This is a genomic window from Escherichia sp. 10290, assembly GCF_030295155.1.
Lineage (GTDB): Bacteria > Pseudomonadota > Gammaproteobacteria > Enterobacterales > Enterobacteriaceae > Escherichia > Escherichia coli_F.
This window is the reverse complement of sequence record NZ_AP025743.1, coordinates 34760-58323: the sequence shown is the minus strand read 5'-3', so window position 1 is coordinate 58323 and position 23564 is coordinate 34760. Positions and strand designations below refer to the sequence as shown.

At 54.6% G+C, this 23564-nt stretch carries 32 protein-coding genes and 1 pseudogene; 7 read left to right on the top strand and 26 right to left on the bottom strand.

Features of this window, described 5'->3' with window-relative positions:
- The first annotated feature begins 341 nt into the window (after positions 1 to 341).
- A complete protein-coding gene (locus QUE74_RS28980; protein ID WP_032072127.1) occupies positions 342 to 572 on the top strand; it encodes a hypothetical protein in 231 nt (76 codons plus the stop codon).
- A 97-nt stretch (positions 573 to 669) separates the two neighbouring features.
- Here the strand turns inward: QUE74_RS28980 and QUE74_RS28975 are convergent, their stop codons facing one another.
- The 3 genes from QUE74_RS28975 to mobA form a co-directional block, all read right to left on the bottom strand.
- Positions 670 to 1101: a cell envelope integrity TolA C-terminal domain-containing protein gene (locus QUE74_RS28975; RefSeq protein ID WP_001335086.1), complete on the bottom strand. Its 432-nt coding sequence runs from the start codon at positions 1099 to 1101 to the stop codon at positions 670 to 672.
- Positions 1102 to 1168: 67 nt separating this feature from the next.
- Entirely contained in the window at positions 1169 to 3880 is a 2712-nt protein-coding gene (locus tag QUE74_RS28970) for a relaxase/mobilization nuclease domain-containing protein (protein WP_000991386.1), read from the bottom strand.
- Between the two features lie 11 nt (positions 3881 to 3891).
- Entirely contained in the window at positions 3892 to 4224 is a 333-nt protein-coding gene (gene mobA, locus QUE74_RS28965; RefSeq protein ID WP_001291058.1) for a plasmid mobilization protein MobA, read from the bottom strand.
- 232 nt (positions 4225 to 4456) lie between these two features.
- Between mobA and QUE74_RS28960 the strand changes: the two genes are divergently transcribed.
- Positions 4457 to 4792, top strand: a complete 336-nt coding sequence (locus QUE74_RS28960; RefSeq protein WP_000157096.1) for a hypothetical protein — start codon at positions 4457 to 4459, stop codon at positions 4790 to 4792.
- 84 nt (positions 4793 to 4876) lie between these two features.
- Here the strand turns inward: QUE74_RS28960 and QUE74_RS28955 are convergent, their stop codons facing one another.
- A complete protein-coding gene (locus QUE74_RS28955; RefSeq protein ID WP_001077046.1) occupies positions 4877 to 5725 on the bottom strand; it encodes a DUF4942 domain-containing protein in 849 nt (282 codons plus the stop codon).
- Between the two features lie 347 nt (positions 5726 to 6072).
- Between QUE74_RS28955 and QUE74_RS29760 the strand changes: the two are divergent.
- Positions 6073 to 6270, top strand: a pseudogene (locus QUE74_RS29760) (hypothetical protein).
- A gap of 33 nt (positions 6271 to 6303) precedes the next feature.
- Positions 6304 to 6555 (top strand): helix-turn-helix domain-containing protein, encoded by a 252-nt coding sequence (locus QUE74_RS28950; protein ID WP_000148285.1) that lies wholly within the window; start codon positions 6304 to 6306, stop codon positions 6553 to 6555.
- A 30-nt stretch (positions 6556 to 6585) separates the two neighbouring features.
- On the opposite strand, the gene QUE74_RS28945 is transcribed toward QUE74_RS28950, so the two are convergent.
- From QUE74_RS28945 to QUE74_RS28840, 22 genes are all read right to left on the bottom strand, one after another.
- On the bottom strand, positions 6586 to 6807 hold the full coding sequence (locus QUE74_RS28945; protein WP_009453089.1) for a hypothetical protein: 222 nt from the start codon (positions 6805 to 6807) through the stop codon (positions 6586 to 6588).
- Entirely contained in the window at positions 6807 to 7733 is a 927-nt protein-coding gene (locus QUE74_RS28940; RefSeq protein WP_000038345.1) for an Rpn family recombination-promoting nuclease/putative transposase, read from the bottom strand. Before QUE74_RS28940 ends, QUE74_RS28945 begins: the two co-directional genes overlap by 1 nt.
- Positions 7730 to 8119 carry a hypothetical protein gene (locus QUE74_RS28935; protein WP_001317525.1) on the bottom strand — a complete coding sequence of 130 codons (390 nt, stop codon included), beginning with the start codon at positions 8117 to 8119 and terminating at the stop codon, positions 7730 to 7732. Before QUE74_RS28935 ends, QUE74_RS28940 begins: the two co-directional genes overlap by 4 nt.
- 190 nt (positions 8120 to 8309) lie before the next feature.
- Complete coding sequence (locus QUE74_RS28930) at positions 8310 to 8576, bottom strand: hypothetical protein (RefSeq protein ID WP_001247861.1); 267 nt, start codon at positions 8574 to 8576, stop codon at positions 8310 to 8312.
- 92 nt (positions 8577 to 8668) lie between these two features.
- A complete protein-coding gene (locus QUE74_RS28925; RefSeq protein WP_000218850.1) occupies positions 8669 to 9103 on the bottom strand; it encodes a hypothetical protein in 435 nt (144 codons plus the stop codon).
- A gap of 729 nt (positions 9104 to 9832) precedes the next feature.
- The gene (locus QUE74_RS28920) at positions 9833 to 10333 is read right to left on the bottom strand and encodes an antirestriction protein ArdA (protein ID WP_000117622.1); all 501 of its coding nucleotides are present in this window, start codon (positions 10331 to 10333) and stop codon (positions 9833 to 9835) included.
- Between the two features lie 462 nt (positions 10334 to 10795).
- Positions 10796 to 11392 (bottom strand): hypothetical protein, encoded by a 597-nt coding sequence (locus QUE74_RS28915; protein WP_000978012.1) that lies wholly within the window; start codon positions 11390 to 11392, stop codon positions 10796 to 10798.
- Positions 11389 to 12108, bottom strand: coding sequence for a plasmid SOS inhibition protein A (locus QUE74_RS28910; RefSeq protein WP_001276263.1), 720 nt, complete (start codon positions 12106 to 12108; stop codon positions 11389 to 11391). The genes QUE74_RS28915 and QUE74_RS28910 overlap by 4 nt, the downstream gene beginning before the upstream one ends.
- The gene (psiB, locus tag QUE74_RS28905; RefSeq protein WP_000845897.1) at positions 12105 to 12539 is read right to left on the bottom strand and encodes a conjugation system SOS inhibitor PsiB; all 435 of its coding nucleotides are present in this window, start codon (positions 12537 to 12539) and stop codon (positions 12105 to 12107) included. Before psiB ends, QUE74_RS28910 begins: the two co-directional genes overlap by 4 nt.
- Before the next feature lie 54 nt (positions 12540 to 12593).
- On the bottom strand, positions 12594 to 14552 hold the full coding sequence (locus tag QUE74_RS28900; protein WP_100031421.1) for a ParB/RepB/Spo0J family partition protein: 1959 nt from the start codon (positions 14550 to 14552) through the stop codon (positions 12594 to 12596).
- A 58-nt stretch (positions 14553 to 14610) separates the two neighbouring features.
- Complete coding sequence (locus tag QUE74_RS28895) at positions 14611 to 14844, bottom strand: DUF905 domain-containing protein (RefSeq protein WP_000006025.1); 234 nt, start codon at positions 14842 to 14844, stop codon at positions 14611 to 14613.
- Positions 14845 to 14901: 57 nt separating this feature from the next.
- Positions 14902 to 15429: a single-stranded DNA-binding protein gene (locus QUE74_RS28890; RefSeq protein WP_001276114.1), complete on the bottom strand. Its 528-nt coding sequence runs from the start codon at positions 15427 to 15429 to the stop codon at positions 14902 to 14904.
- 383 nt (positions 15430 to 15812) lie between these two features.
- Complete coding sequence (locus QUE74_RS28885) at positions 15813 to 16127, bottom strand: hypothetical protein (protein WP_001434357.1); 315 nt, start codon at positions 16125 to 16127, stop codon at positions 15813 to 15815.
- A gap of 71 nt (positions 16128 to 16198) precedes the next feature.
- The gene (locus QUE74_RS28880) at positions 16199 to 16390 is read right to left on the bottom strand and encodes a hypothetical protein (RefSeq protein ID WP_001027500.1); all 192 of its coding nucleotides are present in this window, start codon (positions 16388 to 16390) and stop codon (positions 16199 to 16201) included.
- Positions 16387 to 16809: a hypothetical protein gene (locus tag QUE74_RS28875; RefSeq protein WP_286332281.1), complete on the bottom strand. Its 423-nt coding sequence runs from the start codon at positions 16807 to 16809 to the stop codon at positions 16387 to 16389. Before QUE74_RS28875 ends, QUE74_RS28880 begins: the two co-directional genes overlap by 4 nt.
- Positions 16810 to 16855: 46 nt before the next feature.
- Complete coding sequence (locus QUE74_RS28870; RefSeq protein ID WP_001482475.1) at positions 16856 to 17281, bottom strand: antirestriction protein; 426 nt, start codon at positions 17279 to 17281, stop codon at positions 16856 to 16858.
- Between the two features lie 411 nt (positions 17282 to 17692).
- Positions 17693 to 18463 carry a YubG family protein gene (locus QUE74_RS28865; RefSeq protein ID WP_137463357.1) on the bottom strand — a complete coding sequence of 257 codons (771 nt, stop codon included), beginning with the start codon at positions 18461 to 18463 and terminating at the stop codon, positions 17693 to 17695.
- 44 nt (positions 18464 to 18507) lie between these two features.
- Positions 18508 to 18942, bottom strand: coding sequence for a DUF1380 family protein (locus tag QUE74_RS28860; RefSeq protein ID WP_097427763.1), 435 nt, complete (start codon positions 18940 to 18942; stop codon positions 18508 to 18510).
- Between the two features lie 13 nt (positions 18943 to 18955).
- Positions 18956 to 19177: a YubE family protein gene (locus QUE74_RS28855; protein ID WP_001104879.1), complete on the bottom strand. Its 222-nt coding sequence runs from the start codon at positions 19175 to 19177 to the stop codon at positions 18956 to 18958.
- The gene (locus tag QUE74_RS28850; protein ID WP_023352049.1) at positions 19178 to 19861 is read right to left on the bottom strand and encodes a DNA methylase; all 684 of its coding nucleotides are present in this window, start codon (positions 19859 to 19861) and stop codon (positions 19178 to 19180) included.
- A 75-nt stretch (positions 19862 to 19936) separates the two neighbouring features.
- On the bottom strand, positions 19937 to 20248 hold the full coding sequence (locus tag QUE74_RS28845; RefSeq protein WP_014640311.1) for a hypothetical protein: 312 nt from the start codon (positions 20246 to 20248) through the stop codon (positions 19937 to 19939).
- A complete protein-coding gene (locus QUE74_RS28840; protein WP_023352048.1) occupies positions 20245 to 21171 on the bottom strand; it encodes a DUF1281 domain-containing protein in 927 nt (308 codons plus the stop codon). Before QUE74_RS28840 ends, QUE74_RS28845 begins: the two co-directional genes overlap by 4 nt.
- A 393-nt stretch (positions 21172 to 21564) precedes the next feature.
- Between QUE74_RS28840 and QUE74_RS28835 the strand changes: the two genes are divergently transcribed.
- The 3 genes from QUE74_RS28835 to QUE74_RS28825 are packed head-to-tail and all read left to right on the top strand — an operon-like array spanning position 21565 to position 23518.
- Positions 21565 to 21813 carry a DinI-like family protein gene (locus QUE74_RS28835; protein ID WP_000618110.1) on the top strand — a complete coding sequence of 83 codons (249 nt, stop codon included), beginning with the start codon at positions 21565 to 21567 and terminating at the stop codon, positions 21811 to 21813.
- On the top strand, positions 21810 to 22247 hold the full coding sequence (umuD, locus tag QUE74_RS28830) for a translesion error-prone DNA polymerase V autoproteolytic subunit (RefSeq protein ID WP_000109071.1): 438 nt from the start codon (positions 21810 to 21812) through the stop codon (positions 22245 to 22247). The genes QUE74_RS28835 and umuD overlap by 4 nt, the downstream gene beginning before the upstream one ends.
- On the top strand, positions 22247 to 23518 hold the full coding sequence (locus tag QUE74_RS28825; RefSeq protein ID WP_100031419.1) for a Y-family DNA polymerase: 1272 nt from the start codon (positions 22247 to 22249) through the stop codon (positions 23516 to 23518). Before umuD ends, QUE74_RS28825 begins: the two co-directional genes overlap by 1 nt.
- The last annotated feature ends 46 nt before the right edge of the window (positions 23519 to 23564 follow it).

The following is a 23564-nucleotide window of genomic DNA, read 5'->3' as shown; positions in this document are numbered from 1 at the left end:
AGCCCGGAAACAAACTCATGGTCTGTTATTTATCGTAAAAATTCCGGAGAAGATATCAATATCACTTCCCTGACGTTTAAAAATAGTCTTCTGGCAGCCCGGATACTGATGGTGCCCGAAAACTATATGATATGCATACTCAGAAACGGGGAGAGGGTCAGACGATGGGACAGAGAAATACTTGCAGGCTCAAACAGATGGTACAAGTGTTCTCCCGATAATTTCGAAATACTGGGTAAGCTCCCCATAATAAATAAAGTCACAACACTGATAAAATCATAATCTACTGATTTTACTCAGTTAAGCTAAATCAGGATGAACGCTTTGATTATGAATTATACATGAAAACAAATATGGGCAGCACAAAAAATGGTGCCAGGGTTCCCCACGTTCTTAATAGATTCACTTCTATGGATATTGATATGAATTCCCAGATCCTGCCAGACATGCTGATTAATTTTGCCCTTATTAACATCACAGACAGAAAGAACGAGGGTACCAATACCATTGATGGTAACTGGCAGGCCGATGAAGGACGCCGTTACCGGGATAATGTAAGAATCTATTTTTGAGTATGTCAACATAACCTGAGGCAAAGTACCTCAGGTTCCAGTGTAGTAATCAGCCAACCTGACAGTCTTCTGTTAGCCCTACAGATATGTCGTGGAGCTAACCGCGCATGTCAAAGCCGGATTTTTGAAAATCTCTATAAACTTCCGGATTGTTGAAGGCCGGGAATTTAGCTTTATGGGCTGCTGACTTTATCGCTTCGCAATAGGCTTTATCGCCATTACTGGTTGATATTTTTAACGCCGTGCCATCCCGGGAGAATTCCATATGCAACCTGCATTTTTTCCTTTTCCATTTTTGCGGATCATCAAGTTTAGCATTAATTGCATCCCTGATTCCCCGTGCCTGCTCCCCCCATTCATCCTGATCATCCCAACGTCCTGAACTGCAACTACCCAGGGCTGTAGTTTTATGGCAATTTGAAGGATGTAATGGCGCACATCCCGCCACAAAGCTGACTAAAATAGCCAGCATAACGATTTTCTTTACCCCCATATATTGCTCCTCAATCCATATAGATCTCAGTACCATAGCTCTGTCAGAGCAAAGAAAATCTTAACTAATACAAGTTAAGATTTTTAATATCCACTCCTCATCCCTACATTCCAGGTGATGGTGGCGTCCACTCATTATCCTGAACTGGAGCATAAGATGCGCCATGCCCCCCGGATATGCTTTTCTGTTGCCTGATATATTCGTGGTAGTACTGTTCACTACGCTGACGATGTAAATCCACATCCGGGCGGCTGATTACAAAGTGTCCATTTCCGGTTATTCCAGCTGCATTATGCCAGGCCACCATTTCCGCAAATACATCATTAAACTGTTGATATGAGCCTTCCGGTTCAAAACCCATTCCTGGCTCACGATCAAACAATACAGGAGCAATCAGATTCAGCTTATCCACCAGTTCATTTCTGTCCTGATGATGGTAGAACACCACACGGTCCCCATAATCCACACAGACTAACTCGCCATTCCTCCGATCACGAAAACGCACACTGCCATCTTTCTGCAGACGGGCTTCGAGAACGCCAGTGTCTTCATAAAGTGGAGTTCCTCCCGGTTCACAGAGAATCACGCAGCGGTCGGCATTCGTTGTTCGTCGCTTGTCTTTGCGACGATCACGATAATCCCAGCCACGTAACTGTGATAATGCAGCTCTGTCTCCCTGTACCGCCTGTTGCTCCACCCACTGCCGGTAGGACAAAGGATACCACTTACCCTCCGCAATCAGTGACAACCGCTCTTCCTTCACACTCTCCTTCAGCCTGATCAGCGCCTGCATACGCTGCACTTCCGCAATATGGTAATGCAGCTTACGCAATTGTGGATCCCGGAACTGCACACGGATATACGCCTTGCGCCGACGGCAGGCAGCATGAATTTCCCGTAACCGTTCTCCGTAACGTAAGTCGGGTTTACGCCAGTGCTCCTTCCATACAAGATAACGCGCGCGCAAATCTTCCCGCGCAGCTGCACGGGCTTCACGGCGTTCACGACGCAGTACAGGATCGCGCCGGAAGCCGGGCTCCACTTCATCGCTGGCAGCAAGTTCCGGATTGTAGCGACATTCAGGCTTCACCCGTTCAAATATATCTGCACCTGCAATCTCAAATGGCCCTGCCTGCGGCTCAGCCCTGGATAACGTCAAATCCGGGTGGATACTGCTGGCCTTCACTGGTGTGAGCTCATGATTAAACGCATCCACAATCACAAGACCATGATGCTGTTTCTGCAACATAAGCCCTTTACGCGCAAACATCTCATGGCACGCCTGCCAGCTGAAATTCCCGCCCGCGATCATATCTTCAATCAACGACTCACACTGAACAGTCGTGTACCCCCACAGACTTTCCTTATCAGAAAACAGTTCGCGCTTTATTGCTCCCTGTGGACCTGTCCCCATCCGCATACGATACCATTCGTAATCACTGACAGCCTGAGTACCAAGATTACGTCCCCGGAATCGTTCTCCGGGTATAACCTGAGTAAAAATATCCTTCGGTACAGGCTGCCATCCACCATCCAGATCCTGCATATAATCCAGCGTCATTAACGGCCACACACTGTCTGCACGTACTGGTGTCTGTTGTTTATCAAATCCATCATGCAGTACCAGATGCCCGTGCTGGATCCCCATCCATAATCCAGCCTTTGCCAGAGTTCTGTGCACATCCAGGCAACTTTCCAGCTCACCATTTCTCGCCATTTCCGGTAAGCGTTCGGCAAAATGACGGCAGGCGTACTGTTTCAGACTCTCCGTTTCTGCCACTTTTTCCGGCCGGATATCAACGTTTATGGCTTCCGGATCATAACGACCGGGTGTCCCCACCTGACTGAAAATATCTGTCGGTACAGGCTGATATTCCCCCAGTTTCCGCCCCAGTTTTTCAGCTGTCCATGACGGTCCGAACGAACTGAGTGCAACACCTTCCCGCGCTCTGTCCCAGCCATCCTTCACCACCAGTTCCCCTTCCTGCATCGTGATATACAGACCATCACTGGCCAGCCGTTTATGCAAAGACAACCAGTCTTGTGCGGGTTCTTCACGCAGCCCGGCAATCGACATCTGCGCAATATATTCCCTGAACGTCTGCTTTTTCCCGCGTCGCCAGGCATTACGGCGCTCACGTACCAGTGCTGTTTTGCGCACAATACGGTTGCCGGGTGCATGCACAAAGCAGCCATTATCCGGCGCGAATCCGTGCTTAAGTTCAAGTTCACGACATGCACGGCTGAGTTTTTCCTGGCTCCAGGAAAGCCAGTTAATATAACCAGTTTCAGGATGTACACGATTCACGGCAACATGCACATGCAGATTATCCGTGTCCGTATGAACGGCAGCCACGTACTGATGTTTTGAGAGTTCAAGAGATTTCAGTGTGTGACGCACACAGTCAAAAAGCTGCTCAGGACGCGGGCTTTCATGCGCAGGCCAGGAAAGAATGTAGTGGAAAACGGGGTCTGTATCATTACGGGAAAAAACAGCTTTGTCCGCCTTGTACTGCATCTCTTCAGCAGCTGTTTCCAGTGAATTGCAGTTATGGAAACAGGTTACGCCATAGAAATTTACCCACTGACTGCCGTCTTTCATCACATCAATCAGGGAGACAAATTTTTCGTTACGCAGGCGTGTTGCATAATCAACAAGCCGTCTGAAACGGTTGCGGTGAGGGACATCACTCTTGATTTCGCTGTCTTCTGTGAGCTCATTTTCCTGCACATCATCCCGCACAGACGTGTACGCAATCAGGTCTTCAAAGGAAGACCTGCCGTCACGTCTTTTGTGCGGAATAATGGCATTCATCAGCAGTTATCTCAGCGTCCCATTAAGTCTCTTCGCAGAGCATTGACATATTCAGTAATGGCAACAAGAACCTCTGCATACTCCTTATCACCAGTGCGTTTTCCCTCCACAAACAGATGCTTCTGAAGGCGGCCAAGACGCATAATCTCATCAATCATACGGTCGTCAGTACGGCAGTTAACCACCTTATCCAGTGAAGAGCTTCGTATAAATGTTGAAACCGTCTGTCCACTTGACTCCGCTTTTTCTCTTACGATTTCAGCCTCATCCTCCGTGAATCTCGCCGTGAATTTTACAATTCTCTTCCTGTTCTCACTGCCCGTTCGGGTTTTCTTCTCACTCATGGTCTGCTCCTTACCGGGGTGTCGGGGCAAAGCCCTGACCAGGTGGGGAATGTCTGAGTGCGCGTGCGCGGTCCGACATTCCCACATCCTGTCCCGTTTTTCAGGCCATTATAGCCTGTTATTTTTGTGCATCATAGTCTTATGCAGACGGCAGAGGCAGGGCGCAGCCCTGCCAGGAGTCAGTTTTTGATGATAAAATCAGACTTCAACATGAAACGGAGAGAAAGTGCCAATGGCTTCTAAAAAATTTTACTCAGATGATGACATCCAGCTGGCAAAAGCTGCTTTATCAGAATTGCCGGACCTCACCGCTCAACGGAAAACATTGCGTGATTTTCTTGATGCCATTCGTGATGACATTATTGTCCTGGTAAGGACAAAGGGTTATACACTGGCAGATGTTCGTGACACGCTCAAAAATGCAGGGTATGAAGTAGGAGAGAAGGCACTTCGTGACATTATTCGGGAAGCAGAATCGAAAAAACCATCCCGCCGTTCTTCCTCTAAAACAGCACCTAAAAAGACAGATTCAGGCAGGAATGATGGCATCGATATGAACAACAATTGATGTGACAATGTCACATCGTATTCTGAGATTATGATGATTACAGAGAAAAAGCCCCGGCATAAATACCAGGGCTTTTCTGTTTAATCAGACTCGTGGCGGCAATGCACCAGGATAATGCCGTGCAATAATATCATTCAGTTTTTCAACAAGGTCAGGACGCTTAAAGACAATGTGTACGGTTCCTTTCTGGTAGCCACGCACCGTAAAATATTCCCCTTCTAACAGCTTACCGACATTGTCTCCGTTCCCGAGAAATTCACCATACTGCGCACCGATGCTGCTCCGGAAGTCAGGAACGTTGCGCCCCTCCAGCAGATAAAACGGACGTACCAGGTCATCCAGTGCCTCCCGTCCGCTGCAGTCCAGCGTCACACGCCCGTTACTCCAGCGGTACAGCAGGTTTTCAATGATGATTTTCTTGCCCAGACGGCAGGGATTATTGGTTCTGTAATCCCATGACAATTTCCGCCAGACATCAATCAGTCCCTGTTCAAATGTCTGCATCTTGCTGGCATTCAGATGGCGGAATGTTGCCAGTACATTGTCCAGGGTGATTTCAGGACAGGTGTCTCTCATCAGCTGGCTGTTCCACTCATCACGCTGACATGAACTCATGAAGGTGTACATCCCCGTATCCGTCATCAGGCGGTCCCAGATTTTACGGTCGGCAAGACGGGTGATATTCCTTTTCGCTTCTTCCGGTTTATCCATGCACCGAACGGAGTCGGTCACGCAGTCTTCAAAACCGTAAAGAAAAATATCACCTGACGCATCAAGCAGAATCCTGCGCGCTGTCGCCAGGCATTCCATCGCCTGCATGAACAGTGCAATACCTTCGTTACGCTGCGCGATGATACGGTCGATAGCCACAGACGGAATAACATCTGTCGTGCCGGCAGTATTCAGGTCAGCAGTGGGTAAAGTCTGATTCATCACATTGTCTCCTCATCATCACGGCTGCCGGGTCAGCCCGGTCATTTCCCGGAGGAGCGAAGCTCCTTCTGCCGTCCGGGTCTTCGGGGATTTCCCCGCAGTGGACCTTTCCGATGGGGGCCCGTTTACCGCCTCACGGGACAGCTGTCCGGGGGCGGACGCAAAATTTTTAGCCGGGTTCATGGCTAAAAATTTTGTGGCCGGTGCATCTCACCCTGGACAGATGGAACGGGAGGGGGTTACGTCTGCCCCCCGGAAAGTCCACAGCGGGAAACAGGCCGCAGGGGTGGCGGCAGGAGGGAAGACTGCTGCGCCATCAGGCGCAGTTTCCTCACACACCGTCAGGTGTGCAGGGAGCGCAGGTCACGGCGCGACTGAAGAAAAACGACGGCACAACAATGGCATGTCGTGGTCACTGGCGCACCACTCCCGCACAGGTGAAAACAGAGAAAACCGCACGACATCTATAACTAAAAAAAGTGAAATTTCTTCACTTTTTCACACTTATTTATCGCGCTGATTTGGTGATTATGGTGATAAAATAAAATGAAGTTTTTTCACTTTTTCAAAGGTATTTTATGACCGGCTGGGAACTGCGAATCTGGCGAAAAAGCATGCTCTGGTCACGCGAAAAAGCGGCCAGAGAATTTGGCGTGACGCAGAGAACATGGCACGCCTGGGAAAATGCGGAACAGGTGGACGTCACCGTCTGGAGGACCACCCAGGCTCTTTCAGTCCGTGACCTGCTGCCTCACATGCAGGGGATGCGTAAGGCAGATATCATCAGGCGTCTGGAAAATGAACTGGGGGAAACGGCAGAGGATGTGTGAGCGTGATTCACAGCCTGGCTGAATGTCAGGCTACTGCTCATCAGGAAACAGTTTTTTCAGTTCTTCACCGGAAAGTCCGGTTGCCTCCTGAATCCGTTCCGGCGTCCAGCCCATATTCCAAAGCCGGCAGGCTATTTCCCGCGCCACTTCAAGTGCGCCTTTTTGAATAAGACGTTCTGCAATCGTCATGCTGTTTGCTCTGCTCCTGCTGACAAAAAAGCCCGGGATTTTGCCGGGCTTTGTGGTTCTCATCAGTGAGTGATTTTCTTCAGTTCGTCATCGGAAAGTCCGGTAGCCTGCTTAATCTGCTCCGGCGTCATCCCCATTTTCTGAAGCTGGCACGCAATAGCCAGGGCTTTTTCAAGCGCTCCTTCCATGCGTCCTTCCATGCGTCCTTCCATCCTGCCTTCCTGGCGACCTTTTTGCTCAAGACGTTCTGCGATAGTCATCAGTTTATCCTCATGCTGCGGCAGACGCTCAGCCAGCGCCCGCATAAATTCCGGTGATACAGAGTCCCCTGCGTTAACGATGTAATGAATCAGAACACGCACCTGCTCGTCTGAAATTTCCACCATGACCTGCGGGAGTTTGTCCAGCAGCTCCATCATGTCACGATGGCGGATATGCTTCATCAGCAGCGTCAGTGCGGCCATCCGGCGATGGTTCATGATTTCATTGTCATCAACGACAGTGATATCAACCAGCGGAAACGGCTTTGTGTATATTTTAGCCGCAAGCGCCGGATTCTCAAAACAGTCCAGCCAGTTCATGCTGTACGGGTACGGGCTGCGCTCACCATGATAGAACAGCACCGGAATCACCAGTGGCAATGTTTTGTACTGCTCCAGATGTCTCTGCATCGCCGCCACACTGTAACGTAACATGCGGAAAGGCATGTACAGATTTTCGGTGCTCTGGTGCTCGATGAGCGTATAAACATAGCCGTCTTCACCCCCGGTGGTTTTCACACTCCAGAGGATATCGCTGGCGTACTGATGCAGGTCCGGCTCAACAAAGGTGGCGGGTTCCAGCTTCAGCGTGGACAGGTCGCACAACTGCCGGTACTCCGCCGGAAGATGCAGTTCCAGAAAATCTCTGGCGACGTCGGGGTTCGCCAGGAACGACCGGAACGCGGCATCATGCGGCGTGGGCGTTGTGGTGTTTTTCTTCTTACTCACGGTTCCTCCATCAAATCAGCAGCATCGCAGCAATCATCGTCCAAATCCCCACAACCAAGAGGACAGCAATTGCGATCAAAGCCGTGACAACAATAGCCACGTTCTGCGTCACGGCGTATTTCTTCTGCAATCTCTTCAGCGGAAAGGTAATCAAACTCCTCACGGGCCAGTTCCAGGACCAGCAGATGTTGTTCTGTCGGCAATGTAGACACAAAATTATCAATAGCAGCACTCAAACGTCGCTGATATAGCTCATAAACAAGACCACAACGGTGCATTAGTTCTTCGGATAATAGTTCCAGTTTTGAGCGAACGCTGTCAGCATTGAAAGTGACTTCATCAGATGACATCTGAAAATCTTTGTCAGTGTCAAAACAAGACTTCATTTTTATCTCCTGCCCGTCCGGGCCCTGAATGAAAGAAAACCTGTTTCCCTTCTCTGTTTTTTTATGGAACAGGAGGAATCCGGTACCATGCGACATAGACGTCATGATGTTTTTCATCTTGCTCACGGTTCCTCCTGGTAAAGTACCTGAACATATCCTGCCACCTGCACAGACAGACGGCAGGGGGTAATCAGTGGCAGACCCGTTCAATTTCAAGCGCACGGAGCAGGTGCCCCCACTCGCTGACTTTCATGGCGGGGATACGCACCCGCTTCCGCTCACTGCAGCGTCTGGCGATATGACCGCCCATCGCCAGGACGTCCGGGTTAATCTCATCCGGTGCCAGTTCCTGGCGTCTGAAGCGGGTATGGCGGTGCAGGGGTTTGTTCTCCCGCAGGCACTCTTCACGCAGACGCTTTACATATTCAGCCGTTGCAAAGATAATTGATGGTCTCATGGCATAATCTCCATAGTTCGTGAATGAGATGCCGGACTTCCGTACGGGGAAGCGCCGGCAGAGAAAGGCAGGGTTTATCGCCCTGCTTTTTTTCATTCCGGACAGCGACGCAGTGCCAGCGCGAGCGCTTTCATCTTCCAGCCTTCCGGCGTGCGGTACATCACCTTCCAGTAGCCGTCGATGAACACATAATGGAAGCGCACCTCTTCTGTGCTTTCAGTGGCAATAGCCTCCCTGAAAGAGCGGTACTCACGCGCTTCACTGTCCATCCGGAAACCACTGTCACGTCCGTAATAAGCCGTCACACCGTCCACCGGGTTCTGAAGCGTATGCCCGGCGGGTTTGTCGCAACGGGGACCGAGGCAACGGATATCTCCGTGTTCAACCAGGGCTTCGGCCAGCTGACCGGTGGCATAGTGGGTATGCAGGATGCGACCGTTCCAGGTCGGCTCACCGTGCAGGTGGCAGTAAACGGTACGGAACACCCCGTCGCGGCAAAAAACGGAAATCGTGCTGCTGACTGTCATGAAAACGTCTCCTTCTGCTGAATCAGGTCGCCGGGCCGACCGGTTGCTCCCCCGGAGGGGCGAAAGCCCCTTCTGCCGTCCACTTCTTCGGGGTTTCTCCCCGCAGTGGACCTTTCCGATGGGGCAGCGACAGCCACGGCACGGGGCAGTTGTCCGGGGGCGGACGCAAAATTTTTTGCCGGGTTTATGGCTAAAAATTTTGTGGACGGTATATCTTCCCCTGGACGGCTGAAACGGGATGTGGTTACTCCAGCCCCCGGAAAGTCCACAGCGGGAAACAGGCCGCAGGGGTGGCGGCGGAAGGGTTGACTGCGCCATCAGGCGCAGTGGCCTTACACACCGTCAGGTGTGCAGGGAGCGCCGTTTCCGGCGCGACAGGGGCGGCGCGACCGGAACGGTCGCTGCAAGCCTGGTTTTTCAGACATCGGACCGTAGCGGCAGCCCGAAACCGCGCCAGCGGGTTCGGCGGAGACTGGCGGGTGCGCCAGCAGCTGCCTGTCGGAGTCGGGCCTGACGACCGGATGCCGCCAGGCAGCCGGGAGCCGAAGGTGTCCCCGCCTCCGGAAATCAGAACAACAGAAACGACATAACAGAAAAATGCCTCACACCATGACGGGCAGGAAGGGCAGCGCCGCAGGCGCGGCCCTCCTGCATTTCAGGCAGGCGTAAGCCTGCCAGGGTTTTCCGGCGGCCTGGCAGGCCATACCCCCGCCGGAGCGGGGGAGTAAATCACCGACGGAACACATGACCGTCAATAAAGGTGAAGGAGTCCAGGAATAAATCCCGCGCATACGCCTCATAGTCAAAATAGAGCGCCACCGTCTCCGGCACGTCAGCCAGCAGGCCGGTATCACTGGCGAACTCAACCGCAAAAGCCTCCTCACTGTCAGCCTCGCCCCACCAGGCATCGCGGAAGGTGTCAAAATCCGTCTCACCGGTATCCTCCACCCAGAGACGATAAGCCTCTTCGCAGCCTTCATCCCGTGCCTGGCGGAAGCCTTCAACCCAGGCCCAGTTGATATGGCATTCAGAGGCCATATTCCCCGGGAATCCCTCATAATCCTGAAACATCAGTTCAGGATCGGCTTCATCCTGGTGAAGAGCACGGCAGGCGGCGAAAAAGTCGCGCTCATCATCAAACGTGGTCAGGTCAAACCAGCGTCCGGCGATGCTTCCACAGTTGTATTTGTGCCAGGTTCCAACGTATACAGCAGGTGCAACAACAGACATTCCCGAATCCTCCATAGTCACATGTTCTGCGGCACCGGGCGGTGCCGTGCCTCCATCTTAGCCGGGCGATAAGGCGGGGATGCACAGGGCGCAAGGGAAGCCGCAGCCTGACGCACACGGCTGGCGGGAGTTGGAGGGTGAGACCGCGAAATCTGAGCGGGTGAACGACCGGAAAATCACGGCAGACGGGAAGGAGGGACCGGGTGACCGCAGCGGCGAAGCGTACCCTTGCATCCCTGCCAGCCCGGCTAAGATGGAGGCACGGCACAGCCCGCACACGACGCTGAGGCCACAGAGCTGAAAACCCACAAGGCCATGCCCCGCATGGCCGGGTAAAAGCGGAGCCGCCGGCGACTTCCTTATTCCGGCGAGTGCAGAGGACACGCCGCATGACCTCCAGACCACCCCTGATATGAAACGATCATGATCGGCGTGTCCCTGCGTAAAATATACATGTCTGGTTCACCGGAGAATATCTGTGATATCCACAAGTTTTCTGTCGCACAGCCAGTCCTGCGCTTCACGCACCACGCTACTGTCGGGTTTCACCGCTTTCAGCGATGATGCCAGTCGCTTGATCAACATAACCAGTTCCCGTGTCTGTATGTCCGGCATTGTCTCCGGCGGAGCAGAGGGACTCTCATTTCCGACGCCCATCCCATGCGCTTCCAGTGTGGCACGGACAAACCAGGCGGCATCGACCAGTTGCTGGCGAATCCAGGTCAGATCGGCATTTCTGTCACGGGCTGCCATTCGCTCACCCGACAGCGCCTTGCTGATATGGCTGCGCACCAGATTATCCAGGAGTTCCTGCGCTTCTTCCGGTGAAAAGCCACCTGGTATCTCTGTGCGCAACAGTCCTTTCCTGTACAGTAGCTGCAGCAGATCAATCTGCGACCGCACTGCAACTATCAGTACATAACGGACAATATTCGCACTGGCGGTGGTTTCTGTATCATTCAGCAGTTCCTCCGGATCATTACCACCGGTATTGCAGAGCAACGGCAACAGAGGTCGCATCCACACGGGAACCTGATATTGTTCGTCTGATTTCATCATATTGCGTTCTCCAGCTTGTTCGGGATCATCCACTGCTCAAGTGCACGTACCTGTACCGGTGCACCACGACCGGCCTCACCAGCTTCAAAAATCAGCCGCCAGAGTGGTTCCTCCTGCCAGAAAAACCGGTCAAATGATGACAGTGATGGAAAACGCCCGCACCACCCCCAGAAAATCGTTTCCAGATCATGCTCCTCAACAACACCAGACCAGCGGGACAACCAGCTTCCGACCGTGGAGGGAGTATGAAACGCAAGGTCAATCTGCGCCTGAGCAAAACATGTCTGGTATTCCAGTTCCCGTCGTTCTGCCTCACGTTCCCGCTGGCGGCTGTATTTCTGCTCTGTCAGCGTGGTTTTCTGACGACGCCGCTCACCTTCACGAAAAGGAACGGACGGGAACAGACGATGCCCCGCATCGGATGGCAGGGGAAGAACACAGACTTCACCAAAACTTTCAATCAGTTTATCCACGGCAGCCAGCCACAGGAGACGGTTGCCATGAAATTCCTCCTTCGTCAGCGCAGGAGCAAAAAAGCGGAGATCGGTCAGCGAAATCCGGCGACTGCCATTCAGGCAGCGAAAGAAAGCGCTGGCATAAGGCCATGCTGAAAGTGTGCGTCCCTGACGACGACGTTGTTCGGTGACAGCCACAGCCTGCATGGCGGCCTGTTGCTCTGCGCTGAGGGGGATCAGTGCCCGTGAACGTGCGCTCATGCCTGACCTCCTTCTGCCATCAGGATATGGATGATATCGTTAACACTGTACCCCTGCGCATCAAGTGTCGCGGCAAGCGCCAGCGTGTGACTGATAGCGACAGGCGTGAAGATATGTTGCACCTGAACGACGGCGAAAGGCTGTCCACCACAATTCACCAGAACCAGCATCCAGAGCTGAGAGACGTCTCCCGGCGAACATAATGCCAGGTGGAAACGTTCGTGGGCTGGCGTGAAACGAACCTGGACGGGGAAAAAGCCCCCGAACTCACTGCCATACTCGCCATTCATCATCCAGTTAGCCGGTGCGTCCACTTCACGCATCACCTCGTGAGTGAGATTACGGCGCATATCGCTTCCCGCAGCACGGATATCTTCATATTCCTGTGCGTTCATGGACTGCAGGGCATTCAGGGTCAGTTCAGTTTTCATCACGGTATCTCCCTTGCTGCCGCCCCGTCTCCGGCGGGGCGGTGTGGTTGTTCATCAGGCGGCATCAGCCAGGTTATCGGTGCGTTCAGTGGCATCTGTCTGTGGATGTGGTGCACACATCCAGCCAGGCACCCAGCGGTTGTCTTTCATATGGTGCTCTGCATGTTCAGCCGCATCACCTTTCTTCATCTTCTCCGCGTCCCGTGCGGCACCGGACAGTCCTGCCTCATTCAGGGCTGCGATAACCTGCGGCTTTTTCAGGTGTCCGAAGAAGTTTGCTTTTGTCGGCTGCCACCAGTCGCGCATGTGAAAACCGATGGCGCTCTCCAGCGTGTCCAGCGGGCTGCGTGACGTGTGACCACACTCGCGGGTCTGAACGCCGTGGATGCTGCACGCGGTGCAGAAACTGAGCAGGGATAACAGCACCTCCTGACTGAGTGACAGGAACGTCGTCATGTCCCGTGACCATCCCTCCGGTAACAGGGCCGCAAGACGGGCTTTTTCTGCCATCATCGCCATGAACGCGGCACCTTCCTTCCCTGACGGCGCATCGCTGGTCAGCGAATAATGTTTACATTCCAGGCTGATTTGTGCTGGTTTACTGTACGCTCCGCTGCCAAACACATTCAGGCAGAGCGTCCATGCCAGCAGTGCCAGAGATTTGTCCGGTTGCTGCATGAGTGCCGCCTGGACTGCCAGCGTGCGTTCGGAAGACATTTTCGTCAGCAGTGGCAGACTGATTTCCTCCACTGACGCTTTCTCCTGCATCTGTTCCGTGCGGTCAGCGTCGTCAGCCACGTCATCCTCACTGCGCAACTGCACACCACGCTGGACACACACGTTGCCATAACGCCAGGACACCACCACACCGCTTCCGGCACGCATCTCCGGCGTCCACGCTCTGACCTTCGCCATGCAGCGCATCAGCTTCATTTCTGCTTCCAGCAGGTCAGATTCCTCACACTGGTTTTCCAGTGCGTCGTAACGTGCCATCAGTTCGTTCAGGCGTTCTTCTTCCGCCTCCGTCAGCACTGCTTCCGGCTGCGGCAGGTTGCGGTATGCCCGGGCATCTTCACGGCACTCACCAACGGCCTCCATGCGTCCGGCACACCATCCCCAGCCCTCGGCTTCCCGAAGGTACTCTGCAACAGCCTGGAGTTTTTCCAGCAGGGCGGCATCGAGCGCAACACAGTCCACATAGCCACCCTCATCGTCGCTGAACAAATCAGTGCGCAGTTCATCTGGCGAGAAGGCATCAGCCCCCACGAAGCGGAATTTAGTGTTCCCCGCCACCGCCACTTCACTTTCGGTCACCAGACGACGAATGGTCTGTACTTCCGGTTTTCCGCCCCATCCCGACTGACAGGCAGCTTCAAACACCTGCACCTGACGCGCGGTGTCGTTCTCCAGCGCCAGCGCCTGACAGTGCTCTGTGGTGATGCGGTCTTCTGCCAGCGCATCGAGGATGACAGGCGCAAGGTCAGCCAGTTTCAGCATTCGCTGAACGTGGCGGGGTGAATAGCCCAGCAAATCACCGATTTGTGCAGGTGTTTTGCCTTCCTGCGCCATTGCGCGGAATCCGGCAATCTGTTCGGCAGGGTGCATATCCCGACGATGACCGTTTTCAGTCATTGATGCGGCAGTCGCCAGTTCCTGCGGAATGACCTTCACACGGACAGGCCAGTCCGCCGGAAGGATGTTGCGCTCTGCCAGCATGTTGAGTGCTGCCAGTCGGCGACCACCTGCGGCGACACCGTGGCGGTCACCTGGCAGGGCATGAACAACCAGATTCTGTAACAGGCCGACACCTTTAATGGAGTCCGCCAGCTCGCTGACGGACTCCGCAGAATACGGCACCGTGCGCACATTCAACGGTGACTTAATCAGTGAGGCCAGCGGCACGCTCACTTCCGCCGTCTGCGCCAGCAGGGCAGACAGGACGGTTTCCTGAGTTTTTACAGATTTACGGCTTGCTTTGCGGGTGGTTTCTGGTTCACACTTCGTTACAGGCATAATCATCCCCTTATAATTGCTTATGTCCTGCCGGACGTTCGCGCGTCCGGCACCTCTCTTACTTAAGAATCCCGAAATCCCTGATGTACCGGTTCATCCAGTACCCGGCACCGTCCTCAAAATTCCAGGAGCGCCAGATCAACGTGCCATCCTGACGGACAACCAGGCGAAAATGCGTTCCCTGATCATCCTCGATAAAGACATTCCGGTACTGTGCGGCAACGGCTTCCGCCTGTTCGCGGGTAAAGGAGCCGTCAGGCAGCCCCTGAAGTATTCTGAAATATTCGCTCATCCTCATATCTCCGGTGATGCCCCGCGCAGGGCGGGGCGGTTATCACAGTCAGGCCAGTCAGAACGGGATATCGTCTGAAAACCCGTAATCCTCCCCCTCCGGCGGTTGCGGCTGAGGCTCGGGCTGCGCGGCCTTACGTCCACGGCCTTTCGTTTTCGCGCCACCTTTTTTCGTCGCGTCAGCACTCTGTGGCTGCCCATTCTGCTGAGGCTTCGGTTGCGCCTGAGCGTTCTGCTGTGGTGCACTCCCCAGCATCTGCATGGTGCCCGTGGTCTTAACAAGAATTTCAGTGACGTAACGGGTGATACCGTTATCTTCCCAGCTACGGGTGCGAAGCTGACCTTCGATGTAGACCTGCGCACCCTTGCGCAGATATTCACCTGCCACTTCCGCGAGCTTGCCGAACAGCACCACGCGGTGCCATTCCGTCTGCTCCCGCATCTCCCCCGTCTGTTTGTCACGCCAGCTTTCTGATGTGGCCACCTGCAGGTTTGCCACTGCGCCCCCGTTGGGGATGTAACGGACTTCAGGATCATTGCCCAGACGCCCGACGAGGATGACCTTGTTGATACCACGTGCACTCATAAGAACCTCCTGACTGAAAGATGTGAGATAAACCGGATACCGGAGACGGGACGTTCATGTGCCCCTTCAGAGGAGCGAAAGCTCCTCCTGCCGTCCACTTCACAGGGGTTTCTCCCCGCAGTGGACCTTTCCGATGGGGGCCCGTTTACCGCCTCACGGGACAGCTGTCCGGGGGCGGACGCAAAATTTTTAGCCGGGTTCATGGCTAAAAATTTTGTGGCCGGTGCATCTCACCCTGGACAGATGGAACGGGAGGGGGTTACGTCTGCCCCCCGGAAAGTCCACAGCGGGAAACAGGCCGCAGGGGTGGCGGCAGGAGGGAAGACTGCTGCGCCATCAGGCGCAGTTTCCTCACACACCGTCAGGTGTGCAGGGAGCGCAGGTCACGGCGCGACAGGGGCGGCGCGACCGGAACGGTCGCTGCAAGCCGGGTTTTCACGCATCGGACCGTAGCGGCAGCCCGAAACCGCGCCAGCGGGTTCGGCGGAGACTGGCGGGTGCGCCAGCAGCTGCCTGTCGGAGTCGGGCCTGACGACCGGATGCCGCCAGGCAGCCGGGAGCCGAAGTGGGCGCAATAAAAGACAGCCAGAAACGGTGACAGTGTCACGGAATATCACACCTGTTCCCTGCATACAGCCATACACTACCTTCTGACCGGAAAGCCGGGCCGGCAGCGCCGCAGGCGCTGCACCCCGCATTTCCGGCAGGCGTCAGCCTGCCAGGGGTTTTCGCGCGGGCTGACAGGCGGCCTCCACCGCCTGCCCCTGTATCACCTGTTTCTGCTGCCCTGTAAGATGTAGTGACCGCCGAGGAAAACAGCCTGCTGATTCACCACAAAATCGCAGATTTCATCAACAATCTGCGCGGTGGTAAGCGGTTTCTGCCCCATTTCACGACGCCGCGCATTAATCACGGCTTTGTAATTGCGCAGAATTTCGCGGGTTTCTGTGCTGATATTCATGACATGTACTCCCCGTCCAGCGCCTGTAACACAACGTCCATTGCTTCGCGTTCTTCCCTGACGAATACGTCACCGTCGCCCCCGTTCTCACTCCCGACGGCATACAGGCGCTTCATTTCACTGCCTGCCAGCGCCAACACTTTTTCCAGCATCACCGCCGGGACTGTCACCTGACGGCTGGCACGCTTTTCTTCCATCAGCTCACGAACAACGTCGTGAACAATGCTGACATCCGCACCATATTCAAAGGCATCGTCCAGCCGCTGCATGACGGTTTCCAGCTCATCGTCTGACAGGTTCCAGTCCTGGGCTATGTGGCGCACATCCCCACGGGTCAGCACCACGGCAAAAACGCATTCACTGTCCGGCACGTCTGTATCCAGCACTTCGCGGATAATTTCTTTAACAGTGCAGTACATGTTCTCATCTCCTTTACAGGGGCGGCATTGCCGCCCCGTCCGTTAATCAGTCCAGCGCCGCGTAAATCGCGTTACATTCGGGGTGAAATTCGATGTGGCTCCACAACTGCGCATCGCGCATCCTGTACAGGTGAGTCAGTCCTGCATCACCGCTGTCGTGGTACAGCCACAACTGACGGTTAATCACAAGGGAAGTCACAATGATGCCTGCGGCATCGGCGCTGACCGTACGGTCAAACCAGTTTTCACCGTTGACCAGATGAAAACGGTCGCCATCCGGCATCATGTAACCGCCACCGTCCGGCAGGCGGATGAAGTGCCAGAATCCGCCTTCATATTCCGGCATCATTTTTTTCGCCAGCGCGTACACAGATGCCTCGGCATACAGAAAATCCAGGCCAAACAGGTAAGGCAGAAAGGAGAGACGGTCGCACTCTTCAACATTCAGAGTGACAGGTTTCGCATATTGCATGATGTTTTCCTCCGTTGTTCACATATTCCGCGACACCGGGCGGTGCCGTGCCTCCATAAAAGCCGGGCGATAAGGCGGGGATGCACAGGGCGCAAGGGAAGCCGCAGCCTGACGCACACGGCTGGCGGGAGTTGGAGGGTGAGACCGCGAAACCTGAGCGGGTGAACGACCGGAAAATCACGGCAGACGGGAAGGAGGGACCGGGTGACCGCAGCGTTCATTTTACCCTTGCATCCCCGCCAGCCCGGCTAAGATGGAGGCACGGCACAGCCCGCACACGACACGGTGGCCACATAACTGAAAACCCACAAGGCCATGCCTGCATGGCCGGGTAAAGCGGAGCCGGCGGCGACTTCCTTTGTGCTCTGTCCGGGGACCGGCAGAAAAAAGCGGGGATTTTCCCCGCCATCATCAGCCCCTGATTTTTGCCAGGGCATCCGCCATGCTGCGGATTTCGGCCCGGGCTTCCCGGACAACTTCCCGCAGAACACCACGGTCAAACCACCGGCGGGGCGGTTCATCAGGTATACGCAGCACATCGCAGGCCAGCCCACTGGACAGGATATGTTCAATACAATCGCTGACCAGATACATTTCCACCGCCGAAAAACGTGCGCCCCGGTTCAGGATGGCGTCAAGCACCACGGGCAGGTTTTCGTCGTCCTCATCGAGCCAGCAGGGGTGATCGCTTTCCTTCACGACCAGGCGAAAGCGGCGCGTCTGGCGGGTCAGTAACGTCTGACCGGTTGTGGTCAGCGCCGCCCGGATACGCCGCGCATCTTCTGCCACCCGGCAACTGACACTGCATACTGCATCGCGCACCGCATCAAGAACTACCCTGATTTCGTCCTCTGCCAGCCACTCACCGGCATACGGGAAAGACACCTGCGTTCCGTCTGCCGGAAGTACCGGCAGCGACTGCCACTGACTGCCGGACAGAACAAGTTCCGCTCCGGTTCCGGTCAGTTTCTGAATGGCGGAGGCCAGGAGCGGCGGCAGTACGCCATCGTGGCGGTTAACGAGTAAGGTCGCCAGCCGGGGCGCATCCAGCAGAACATAAATGCTGATCCAGCCCGGATACTTCGGGTTACGCTGGTCAACATCCGTCTCTTCCGGCCAGCCCTGCGCCAGCAGCAGGTTGCGGGCGTGACGACAAATCAGTGCATTCAGCGTTTCGTTCATGATTCATGGTCTCCCTGAATCGCCGCCCGCAGGCGGCGATAACATCAGTCGTTTTCGCGTGTGTTGTTTTTCAGCAGGGTGCGGGCCTGATTAACCACCGCCTGACGGCGGGTGACGCATTCCGGGACGGCGAGGCCATGATCCCGGGCGGCCCATTCACGTTTCCACAATGCCTGTTCAGCGGTCTGAATCAGGGACGCCAGCAGTTCAGCCGGAACGGTCACCTGGCGGTTTTCGCTCACGTTGCTGATAATCTCCATCGCCGCGGCGGAAGAAATACCGGACTCAATTCGCTGGTCTTCCGGGATGTCCTCCAGGCGCGCCAGGACGGTCCTGATTTCATGATCGGACAGGGAAATATCCATTCCGTCAGCGAGGGCCTGAATCTCTTCCGGGGACCAGATAACCAGCATCAGCGGCATGTCTCCCGGATACTTTACTGCCAGCTCCCGGCATAGCGTTTCGCATGTTCCGTACATTCTCGTCTCCTTCTCAATCTTTAAAGCACGCATCCAGTTCCAGAATTTCGGTATATGCCTCCATCAGGAGGCGGTTTGCGCGAAACAGCGTCTGACGCACCAGACGTTCCGGCAGGGTGTCGGCATTAAAGCTGTACCGCTGCTCCATCTCATTCATGGTTGTACGCAGGTCGCACATGGCATTGGCCACCTCCGCCACTTCGGCGCGCAGTTTTTCGTGTCCTGCATAGTTCATTTACGCAGCCTCCGGCATAAACCAGTCATCATTCGCGGCCCCCTGCTGCATGGCCCGTTGCACGGCGGCAAGGCGTTGCTGCCCGGCACGGTGATACTGCTCAAGCAGCTCGATACCGATATACCGGCGTCCGGACTGGAGGGCGGCGACGCAGGTTGAGCCGCTGCCTGCAAACGGGTCCAGCACAATTGCGTTCGGGTGTGTGAAGCTCTCAATCAGCGGTTGCAGGCTGGTAATGGGCTTTTCCGTCGGGTGATGGCGATTGCCCGAATATTTCCAGCCCAGCACGTCCGGCAGCGGGTTTTGTGGCAGACGTGGACGGCCTTTTGCCAGGATGTAGGCGCATTCGTGGCGATAGCCCACATATGCGGCCTTCGATGTGTAGTTTTTGGTGAAGACCAGGTGACCAACAACGCTGAATCCCGCATTTTTCCAGGCGGCCATAAAGCGATCGACGCGGTTCCAGCCGTAGAAGCTCACCATTAACGCGTCTTTTTTCAGCACGCGGAACATTTCATTACAGGCCGGTTGCAGCCACTCATCGGTTTTATCGCCGGCGATGGTGCGCCCGGAACGGTCACGGAAACCGACGAGATATGGCGGGTCGGTGAGGATGAAATCAATGGCGTTATCAGGAATACGGGCCATAACATCGATGCAGTTACCGAGGACAAAACGGGACATACGAAACTCCTTCTCTTACAGAGGGCACCGGGAGGGCACCCCTGTGGTGCCCGTTCCCCGCTGCCTGTGGGCTGTTCACCGCGTCCGGTAACGGGTCAGGCCGACCGTGGAATACCGCAGCCGTCGTCTTTCTGACGGCAAGGTTATGCCGCGAAAGCGGCTTGAAGGGCGTTCATCAGAAAAGGGCGACGGGCTGGCGTACACTGTCACCGACGCCAGCCGGGAGCGGTAAAAGCGCCCGTCCCGTGCCCGCCGGACGCGGGACACTGACCACAGGCAGCGTTTATGCCGCGCCGCGTCAGCCGGCGCAGTAAAAAGAGGAGCACGGCGACATCCTTTGTCGGAAAAGAAACGGGCGGTTTCCCGCCCGTCTCCGTCATACTTCATCCGCCATAATGCGCCACATTGTCGACTATCCACGCAGGTCCGGTGACTTCCGGCAGCTCATCGTCATCTGTCGGGGAAGACCATTCCAGTTCCCCCCACAGCACATCAACGAGCTCTCCGCGCTCATACAACTGCCAGCCACAGAAATCACAGCCCTGTTCGGCATACCAGTGCTCCAGCGTGCAGCTGAAACGGCGGCTTAATTCTGCAATAACGTCGCTTTCCGGCTGACACCACGGCGTGTCGAAATCAACCTGAATGAAGTTGTCTCCCTGACTACTGATATTCAGGTCATACCCACAAGGCCACTTCACGCCATACCGTTCTGTATACCAGTGATATGCAGAAGGAACACCGTTCAGAACACCGCCGTTAAAGCCATTCACTTCAATATCCAGGCGGGTCGGCAAAACCGTCAGCAGGTCAAACGGCATGGTTTTTTCCGGCAGTACGTTGTCACACAGACGGTTCCACCACACCGATACATCCTCGTTACCCCAGATGTCACACCAGTCACCTCTTTTTGCGGTGAAATGCACAGTGATAGTTTCCCTGACATCATCCGGTAACTCTTCCCAGCGACGCTGTCCAGTACCGCTCTGCAGCCAGAGTTCATGCAGCATCAGGCAGTTTTGCTCATCCAGCAGTACACCGTTCTGCAGGTGTGTCAGCCAGCGGGTGAACGCGATATTTTCCGGTGATACAGCACCACGTCCGGCAGCCGTCACTCCGGGGCACTGCTCAGAGCGGATATTTTCAGTGATCTGCAGAAGTCCGGCACTTCCGGCCAGAAACAGCTGAATACCTTCATTTGTGGCGCGGCGATAAAGCGGTGTGACTGCACCGCTGGCCAGTCGTTTAATCTCAGCGATCTGTGCTGGTTCACCAGAAAAATACATACGATTCGAGCACCAGTTTGGCATGGGAATTCTCCTCTCACATGCGGCCTCCATCAGGCCGTGCCGCACCTGTAACCGGGCGACCGCATACGAATGCAGGTGCGGCCCCGAAGCCGCAGCGCGTGGAGGAGGAACGACGAAACGTGACCGGGTGAGGAGGCCGGCGACAGCGACACACTTGCATCGGATGCAGCCCGGTTAACGTGCCGGCACGGCCTGGGTAACCAGGTATTTTGTCCACAGAACCGTGCGCAAAATGCTGTGGATAAGCTGGACACAGCAGTCCACAGCAGGCATACAGCCACACGCTCAGAGAATTGAGCGTTTTTTAGTCACAATAATGACATTTGACTGTGTGTGGATTCAGTTATTAGAATACTGTATATACATACAGCAAAAGAAAAGGGAGATGAGAACATGATCCGCATTGAAATTCTTTTCGACCGCCAGAGCACAAAAAACCTCAAATCAGGCACACTTCAGGCGCTACAGAATGAAATCGAACAACGTCTGAAACCACACTACCCGGAAATCTGGCTGCGTATAGACCAGGGCAGCGCCCCGTCTGTATCTGTCACAGGAGCCCGCAACGACAAGGATAAAGAACGTATCCTGTCTCTGCTGGAAGAAATCTGGCAGGACGACAGCTGGCTGCCTGCAGCATGAGTACCGTTTATCACCGTCCGGCTGACCCTTCAGGCGATGACAGTTACGTGCGACCGTTGTTTGCCGATCGTTGCCAGGCCGGTTTTCCTTCGCCTGCCACTGATTATGCTGAGCAGGAACTGGATCTGAACAGCTATTGCATCAGCAGACCTGCAGCCACCTTCTTTCTGCGCGCCAGCGGTGAATCGATGAACCAGGCTGGCGTGCAGAATGGTGATCTGCTGGTAGTGGACAGGGCCGAAAAACCACAACACGGGGACATCGTTATCGCTGAGATCGACGGTGAGTTCACCGTCAAACGACTGCTGTTGCGCCCACGCCCGGCACTGGAGCCGGTTTCAGACAGCCCGGAGTTCCGCACACTGTATCCGGAAAACATCTGTATTTTTGGTGTTGTCACTCACGTGATACACAGGACGCGGGAGTTACGCTGATGTTTGCACTGGCTGATATCAACAGTTTCTACGCCTCATGTGAAAAAATTTTCCGCCCGGACCTTCGCAACGAACCGGTCATCGTACTCAGCAATAACGATGGCTGTGTGATCGCGCGCAGCCCGGAGGCAAAAGCCCTTGGCATCAGAATGGGGCAGCCCTGGTTTCAGGTGAGACAAATGCGCCTGGAGAAGAAAATACATGTATTTTCCAGCAATTATGCGCTGTACCACAGCATGAGCCAACGGGTTATGGCTGTTCTGGAGTCGCTTTCTCCCGCAGTTGAGCCCTACTCAATTGATGAAATGTTCATTGATTTGCGGGGGATAAATCATTGCATCTCTCCGGAGTTTTTTGGTCATCAGCTCAGGGAACAGGTAAAAAGCTGGACAGGACTCACCATGGGGGTGGGCATTGCGCCTACAAAAACGCTGGCTAAAAGTGCACAGTGGGCAACAAAGCAATGGCCACAGTTTTCCGGTGTGGTCGCGCTGACGGCAGAAAACCGTAATCGGATCTTGAAGCTACTGGGGCTGCAGCCAGTTGGTGAGGTCTGGGGAGTAGGACGCAGACTGACGGAAAAGCTGAATGCGCTGGGTATTAACACAGCACTGCAGCTGGCGCAGGCTAACACGGCATTCATCCGGAAAAACTTCAGCGTCATTCTTGAGCGTACGGTACGCGAACTCAACGGCGAGTCCTGCATATCCCTGGAAGAAGCACCACCGGCAAAACAACAGATTGTCTGTAGTCGCAGTTTTGGTGAACGAATCACAGACAAAGATGCCATGCACCAGGCTGTTGTTCAGTATGCAGAGCGGGCTGCAGAGAAACTACGTGGGGAACGTCAGTATTGCCGGCAGGTGACGACATTTGTACGGACATCCCCCTTTGCAGTAAAAGAACCCTGTTACAGCAATGCCGCTGTGGAAAAGCTTTCATTGCCCACACAGGACAGCCGGGACATTATTGCCGCCGCATGCAGGGCCTTAAACCATGTCTGGCGTGAAGGGTACCGCTATATGAAGGCAGGAGTCATGCTGGCTGATTTCACACCATCGGGTATAGCACAGCCGGGATTATTTGATGAAATCCAGCCCCGTAAAAACAGTGAAAAGTTAATGAAAACACTCGATGAACTGAACCAGTCGGGAAAAGGGAAAGTGTGGTTTGCGGGGCGAGGAACCGCCCCTGAGTGGCAAATGAAACGGGAAATGCTTTCTCCTGCGTATACCACCAGATGGACAGATTTGCCAGTAGCCCAGTTATGAATATGTAATCCACCCATAATATTGCTATCTTGTTATCTTATTATCT

Excerpts from the sequence above, each read along its gene's own strand:
- QUE74_RS28880 (WP_001027500.1), bottom strand. The coding sequence starts at position 16,390 with ATGAATATCAGCACAGAAACCCGCGAAATTCTGCGCAATTACAAAGCC.
- QUE74_RS28975 (WP_001335086.1), bottom strand. The coding sequence starts at position 1,101 with ATGGTACTGAGATCTATATGGATTGAGGAGCAATATATGGGGGTAAAG.
- QUE74_RS28915 (WP_000978012.1), bottom strand. The coding sequence starts at position 11,392 with ATGATGAAATCAGACGAACAATATCAGGTTCCCGTGTGGATGCGACCT.
- QUE74_RS28875 (WP_286332281.1), bottom strand. The coding sequence starts at position 16,809 with ATGTACTGCACTGTTAAAGAAATTATCCGCGAAGTGCTGGATACAGAC.
- QUE74_RS28850 (WP_023352049.1), bottom strand. The coding sequence starts at position 19,861 with ATGTCCCGTTTTGTCCTCGGTAACTGCATCGATGTTATGGCCCGTATT.
- QUE74_RS28935 (WP_001317525.1), bottom strand. The coding sequence starts at position 8,119 with ATGAAGTCTTGTTTTGACACTGACAAAGATTTTCAGATGTCATCTGAT.
- QUE74_RS28910 (WP_001276263.1), bottom strand. The coding sequence starts at position 12,108 with ATGAGCGCACGTTCACGGGCACTGATCCCCCTCAGCGCAGAGCAACAG.
- QUE74_RS28840 (WP_023352048.1), bottom strand. The coding sequence starts at position 21,171 with ATGCCAAACTGGTGCTCGAATCGTATGTATTTTTCTGGTGAACCAGCA.
- QUE74_RS28970 (WP_000991386.1), bottom strand. The coding sequence starts at position 3,880 with ATGAATGCCATTATTCCGCACAAAAGACGTGACGGCAGGTCTTCCTTT.
- QUE74_RS28920 (WP_000117622.1), bottom strand. The coding sequence starts at position 10,333 with ATGTCTGTTGTTGCACCTGCTGTATACGTTGGAACCTGGCACAAATAC.
- QUE74_RS28845 (WP_014640311.1), bottom strand. The coding sequence starts at position 20,248 with ATGAAGTATGACGGAGACGGGCGGGAAACCGCCCGTTTCTTTTCCGAC.
- QUE74_RS28895 (WP_000006025.1), bottom strand. The coding sequence starts at position 14,844 with ATGAGCGAATATTTCAGAATACTTCAGGGGCTGCCTGACGGCTCCTTT.
- QUE74_RS28955 (WP_001077046.1), bottom strand. The coding sequence starts at position 5,725 with ATGAATCAGACTTTACCCACTGCTGACCTGAATACTGCCGGCACGACA.
- QUE74_RS28950 (WP_000148285.1), top strand. The coding sequence starts at position 6,304 with ATGACCGGCTGGGAACTGCGAATCTGGCGAAAAAGCATGCTCTGGTCA.
- QUE74_RS28980 (WP_032072127.1), top strand. The coding sequence starts at position 342 with ATGAAAACAAATATGGGCAGCACAAAAAATGGTGCCAGGGTTCCCCAC.
- QUE74_RS28860 (WP_097427763.1), bottom strand. The coding sequence starts at position 18,942 with ATGTACGGAACATGCGAAACGCTATGCCGGGAGCTGGCAGTAAAGTAT.
- QUE74_RS28865 (WP_137463357.1), bottom strand. The coding sequence starts at position 18,463 with ATGAACGAAACGCTGAATGCACTGATTTGTCGTCACGCCCGCAACCTG.
- QUE74_RS28885 (WP_001434357.1), bottom strand. The coding sequence starts at position 16,127 with ATGCGGGGTGCAGCGCCTGCGGCGCTGCCGGCCCGGCTTTCCGGTCAG.
- QUE74_RS28900 (WP_100031421.1), bottom strand. The coding sequence starts at position 14,552 with ATGCCTGTAACGAAGTGTGAACCAGAAACCACCCGCAAAGCAAGCCGT.
- QUE74_RS28825 (WP_100031419.1), top strand. The coding sequence starts at position 22,247 with ATGTTTGCACTGGCTGATATCAACAGTTTCTACGCCTCATGTGAAAAA.
- mobA (WP_001291058.1), bottom strand. The coding sequence starts at position 4,224 with ATGAGTGAGAAGAAAACCCGAACGGGCAGTGAGAACAGGAAGAGAATT.
- QUE74_RS28870 (WP_001482475.1), bottom strand. The coding sequence starts at position 17,281 with ATGCAATATGCGAAACCTGTCACTCTGAATGTTGAAGAGTGCGACCGT.
- QUE74_RS28960 (WP_000157096.1), top strand. The coding sequence starts at position 4,457 with ATGGCTTCTAAAAAATTTTACTCAGATGATGACATCCAGCTGGCAAAA.
- QUE74_RS28890 (WP_001276114.1), bottom strand. The coding sequence starts at position 15,429 with ATGAGTGCACGTGGTATCAACAAGGTCATCCTCGTCGGGCGTCTGGGC.
- QUE74_RS28855 (WP_001104879.1), bottom strand. The coding sequence starts at position 19,177 with ATGAACTATGCAGGACACGAAAAACTGCGCGCCGAAGTGGCGGAGGTG.
- QUE74_RS28945 (WP_009453089.1), bottom strand. The coding sequence starts at position 6,807 with ATGAGAACCACAAAGCCCGGCAAAATCCCGGGCTTTTTTGTCAGCAGG.
- umuD (WP_000109071.1), top strand. The coding sequence starts at position 21,810 with ATGAGTACCGTTTATCACCGTCCGGCTGACCCTTCAGGCGATGACAGT.
- QUE74_RS28925 (WP_000218850.1), bottom strand. The coding sequence starts at position 9,103 with ATGACAGTCAGCAGCACGATTTCCGTTTTTTGCCGCGACGGGGTGTTC.
- QUE74_RS28930 (WP_001247861.1), bottom strand. The coding sequence starts at position 8,576 with ATGAGACCATCAATTATCTTTGCAACGGCTGAATATGTAAAGCGTCTG.
- psiB (WP_000845897.1), bottom strand. The coding sequence starts at position 12,539 with ATGAAAACTGAACTGACCCTGAATGCCCTGCAGTCCATGAACGCACAG.
- QUE74_RS28835 (WP_000618110.1), top strand. The coding sequence starts at position 21,565 with ATGATCCGCATTGAAATTCTTTTCGACCGCCAGAGCACAAAAAACCTC.